Raw genomic sequence first — 4,783 nt, 5'->3', positions numbered from 1 at the left:
GAAATCATGAACACCATTAAAAATAAGCAAACGTGAACTAAATGAAGTCGGGTTTGGGCGAAGCGCCAATTTGAAAAATAATTAGGACAGAATTGAATATCAACCATTAAAATAAGCAAAACAAGTATCGTTATGATTAGAAGAAAACAAATAGTTCTGTTGCTATTGTTTATGGTTTTTGCACTGATGTCAGCAAAAGCCCAGAAAATCTTTATCACAAATACTCAAAACAGAGATTTTACCAACTTGAATGGGAAATGGGAGTATGTGTTAGATCCTTTTAAAACGGGAGGAATGGGCGGCATGGCTGTATATCGCAATGCGGTTGCCAAAGAAAAAACAGATCGGGTAGAGTATAGTTTTGATAAGGCCCAGACTTTATGGGTGCCCGGTAGCTGGAATATTCAGAAACCTGAGTTGACTTATTTTGAAGGAAATATCTGGTATCGGAGAATGTTTGACATGCCGGATCTTAAGAAAAACAAACGCTATTTTGTTAATGTTGGAGCTGCCAACTATATCACAACAGTTACTTTTAACGGTAAAGAACTGGGAAAACACGAAGGAGGCTTTACGCCGTTTAGTTTCGAAGTTACTGATTTAGTGAAGGAGACCGGTAATTTTTTAATTATTGGTGTTAATGCAAGCCGCAGACCTGATTATATTCCTGCCGAAGTTTCGGACTGGTTCAACCATGGGGGCATTACCCGTGATGTTAAACTTATTGAAGTGCCGGAAACTTTTATCAATAATTATTTCATATCGCTTGACAAGGAAACACTCAGGTCAAAGACAAAACGAATTAATGGTAAACTGCAGATAGCCGGTGATGTGATACCTGAAAAGGCACGTATTATTATTCCTGAGTTAAATGTCAATCACGAGATAAATGTAAACAAACAAGGAGATACTAACTTCTCGGTAGATGTGAAGAAACTGGAATTATGGTCACCCGAAAATCCAAAATTATACAAAGTAATTGTTGAAGCAGGTAATGATATAGTTGCAGATGAAATCGGATTCAGAACCATTGAAACAAGGGGGAAACAAATTCTTCTAAACGGAAATCCTGTGTTTCTGAAAGGTATTTGCCTCCACGATGAAAATCCACTTCGTAAAGACCGTGCAAATTCTGTTGAAGATGCTGAATTGGTTTTGAACTGGGCACAGGAATTAGGGTGTAATTTTATACGCCTGGCACATTACCCGCATCAGGAGAATATTGTTCGGCTGGCAGATAAAAAAGGGATTTTACTTTGGGAAGAGTTACCACTTTATTGGGGTATTCAGTGGAATAACCCCGAAGTGTTGAAGAAAGCAAAAAAGCAATATACCGAATTGATTAATCGTGATTATAACCGGGCCAGTTCAATTATCTGGTCAATAGCCAACGAAACAGCACCCATACCTGACCGTAATGCCTTCCTGGGTGAATTAGCAGATTATATCCGTACCATTGATGATACCCGATTACTTTCAGCTGCATGTAAGAAGGATCAGGAGCTGGATGGCCATCCTGATAGTGTTTATACCTATAACGATCCGATTATGGATAAGCTGGATGTTATAAGTTTTAATGAATACCTGGGATGGTATGGTGGTAATCCGGATGAATGCCGAAATAAATCATTTAAAATGGGGCAGGAGAAACCGGTTATCGTTAGTGAATTTGGCGGGGGTGCTATTCAGGGATTTCATGGTGACAGTCTAACCCGATGGAGCGAAGAGTTTCAGGAGTATTTGTATATCGAAAGCATTGATATGTTCGATAAAATTGACGGATTAGCCGGTATGGCCCCCTGGATTTTGGTTGATTTTATGTCACCATTGCGTCAGTTACAGGGTGTTCAGGATGGTTGGAACCGTAAAGGTTTAATCTCTGAAAAAGGACAAAAGAAAAAGGCATTTTATGTGCTTCAAAAGTACTATAAAAATAAATAATTGAATTTATGACAGGATCTGTATTTTTTACAATATCAGATCCTGTTTATTTTAATATGGGTAATTGACGAAATAGAGATGCTTATTAAAAAATAGCTGGACTACTTTTGAAATTGCATAAATGTAGATAAACAGATAGTTATTGAAAAATCATGCTAAAGAGGATAGTTGTTTTGTGTCTGGCCTTACTAATCGTATCGCTAGTGTCAGAATCATTTGCTAAGAAAAAAAGAATAAGAAATAATCGGCCAAGAGTGATTGTGACTACCGACGGTGAAGCTGATGACAGGGCCTCGATGGTGCGTTTTTTATTAACATGCAATGAATTTGATGTTGAAGGGATCATCAATAGCAGTTCTCAGTTTCATTGGGTTGGTGGACAAGGATGGAATACATTTCATCCTGTTGAATGGGTAAAAGAATATATCGAATTGTATGGAGAGGTTTACGATAACCTGAGGCTGCATTCACCTGATTATCCTACTCCTGATTATCTGTTGAGTAAGTGGAAGGTTGGCAATATAGAAAGTGTTGGAGAGGATGATATAAGAACTGAAGGTGCCGAACTAATTGCAAAGGTTTTAATGGATAAAACTGATGATCGTCCAGTATGGTTGCAGGCCTGGGGTGGTTGTAATACGATCTCACGTGCATTAAAAATCATTCAGGAAGATTATCCTGAAAGGATGGAAGAAGCGGCTGCCAAAATGCGACTTTTTTTAATCTGGGAACAAGATCAGACTTATCAGGATTATATCCGACCTAACTGGGAAAAATACAACATTCCGACTATCATTTCTGATCAGTTTGATTGCATGGCTTATATATGGCCCAAAGTTTTGCCCAGTGAAGTGAAAAGTTATTTTGAGGCAGACTGGATGACGAAAAATATCCTGACAAACCATGGTCCTTTATGCTCTGTTTATGAAAATAATGCTGGTGCCTTCAATGCTGAGGGTGATACGCCATCTTTTTTACACAGTATTCCCACCGGACTTCGCAATATGGAGAACCCTGGTTATGGTGGATGGGGTGGTCGATATGTGCCGGTACGCAACAATGTTTGGATGGATCCATTACCTGGCGCCGGTTACAAACATCCTGACGGACAGATAAGTATTCATAATAGCTGGTCAAAAATGATGGAGAACTGGAATCAACCGGATGAAGTAACCATGAGAACAGAATACTTCAAACCTATTTGGCGATGGTTGCCTGCCATACAGAACGATTTTGCTGCACGGGCCGAATGGTGTGTAAAAGATTATGCATCGGCCAATCATCATCCGGTAATTGGTTTAAAAAAGACACCATTGAACATCAAAGCTAAAGCAGGATCTACAATAAAGTTTGATGCTTCCGGGTCAGAAGATCCTGATGCAGATAAGCTACACTTTAGATGGTCGTATTTTTATGAGGCAGGTACCTATGAAGGAAAAGCCATAGAGGATTTCTATTCGGCAAAAGTAAAATTCAAAGTGCCGGACGATGTAAAACCTGGTGAAACTATTCATGTGATATGTGAGGTTTCCAATTCGGGGAGACCTTCATTAACAAGGTATCAACGGGTGATTAATACTATAATCGATTAATCTTAAGTTCTCTCACCCAATATTGCATATTTTATCTGATACAATAGTATGTTTCACTGGTAAAATGCACTGAGAGTTACGGAGATATATTGTGGAGGTGGTAAAATCCATTGCGCAGTTGGTAAAATCCACTGAGAGCTTGGGAAATGTATTGTGGAGGAGGTAAAATGTATTGTGCAGCCCGTAAAATTGATTGTGCGACCAGTAAAATAGACTGTGTAACCGGTAAAATCGATTGAGAGAATAGAAAAATCCATTGTGCACCGGGTTTATTAAGTTGCGCATTGGGTATCATGCACCGGGAAGTCTGTTTCCAATTCTCACAATGTCATGTTATTTGTTTGAAAGGTTATTGACTCTGTCGTTTATTCAATAATCTCAATTGTTAGCAGAACGAGCCTTGCGAGTTTTGATTTATTCAAGTGATGTAGTTTTTATTCTGTTATTCTGCTTTTTAAGTCCATTTGTTCATGCAGAATCCTGATTATTTCAATCGGACAATTAAGAGATTTTCGATAAAATATGATGTGACGATTTGCTTTTAATCCAAATAGTTCAGAAGTAATTCCAGTATAGTTTTTTCCTAATGCAGGATTGTTTGCTATGTCTTCACAGCTCCTAATAAGCATTTCGTAATATTTGTCTGCTTGATATTCAGACCAACTGTCCCAAATTTTATTTAAGTCTTCTACGGCTTTGTTGGTCAATTTATAATTAGCCATTTCTTTTTCTTTTGGCTTTCAACTGTTCAAGATTTTTTTGAGGATCAAAATCGTGAGCAATTCCGCTATCAATTCCTTCTTGAATAGCATTTCTTAATAAAACAGCCTTACTTTCTTCATTTTCCAAAAGTCTAAGGCCTGCTCGAATGACTTCGCTTACATTTTTATATCGCCCTGCCGAAACTTGTGTCTGAACAAATTGGTCGAAGTAATCTCCCAGTGATACAGATGTATTTTTCATTCCAATAGTTTTAATCAAATTTACCAAAAATTGGTAAAATATCAAATCGAATGGTTTAGCATACCGTTTGCTAAATAAAGCCGTGGCATATTAATCGTGGTGTCGTTTGACCTGATAGAGGGACTAAGACAGTAGACAACGGCGTCAGGATGAGCCGACCGCGTTATGCTTTATGGCAGCGTGTTATCCAAAGTTATTTTTCTAATAGTTCAGAAATAACTTCAACAAATTCTTTAGCTTGAGGGAAAAGTCTTTTTACTGTTTCTTCTTCATAATCAAAGAAGTCG

Annotated in this window: 4 protein-coding genes; 2 read left to right on the top strand and 2 right to left on the bottom strand. The window is 38.1% G+C overall.

Annotated elements, in window-relative coordinates:
* Positions 1-132: 132 nt before the first annotated feature.
* Together ACRD62_RS22160 and ACRD62_RS22155 are read left to right on the top strand one after the other, a co-directional pair.
* Positions 133-1,941: a glycoside hydrolase family 2 protein gene (locus ACRD62_RS22160; RefSeq protein WP_430822269.1), complete on the top strand. Its 1,809-nt coding sequence runs from the start codon at positions 133-135 to the stop codon at positions 1,939-1,941.
* A gap of 203 nt (positions 1,942-2,144) precedes the next feature.
* Positions 2,145-3,533, top strand: coding sequence for a nucleoside hydrolase-like domain-containing protein (locus ACRD62_RS22155; RefSeq protein WP_430822268.1), 1,389 nt, complete (start codon positions 2,145-2,147; stop codon positions 3,531-3,533).
* Between the two features lie 434 nt (positions 3,534-3,967).
* Here the strand turns inward: ACRD62_RS22155 and ACRD62_RS22150 are convergent, their stop codons facing one another.
* Together ACRD62_RS22150 and ACRD62_RS22145 are read right to left on the bottom strand one after the other, a co-directional pair.
* Entirely contained in the window at positions 3,968-4,255 is a 288-nt protein-coding gene (locus ACRD62_RS22150) for a type II toxin-antitoxin system RelE/ParE family toxin (protein ID WP_430822267.1), read from the bottom strand.
* Positions 4,248-4,496, bottom strand: coding sequence for a type II toxin-antitoxin system ParD family antitoxin (locus ACRD62_RS22145; RefSeq protein WP_430822266.1), 249 nt, complete (start codon positions 4,494-4,496; stop codon positions 4,248-4,250). Before ACRD62_RS22145 ends, ACRD62_RS22150 begins: the two co-directional genes overlap by 8 nt.
* Positions 4,497-4,783: the final 287 nt, after the last annotated feature.

It is taken from the genome of Carboxylicivirga caseinilyticus (assembly GCF_050589785.1).
Lineage (GTDB): Bacteria > Bacteroidota > Bacteroidia > Bacteroidales > Marinilabiliaceae > Carboxylicivirga > Carboxylicivirga caseinilyticus.
The sequence above is the reverse complement of the archived record's forward strand: the minus strand, read 5'-3'. Positions and strand labels throughout refer to the sequence as shown.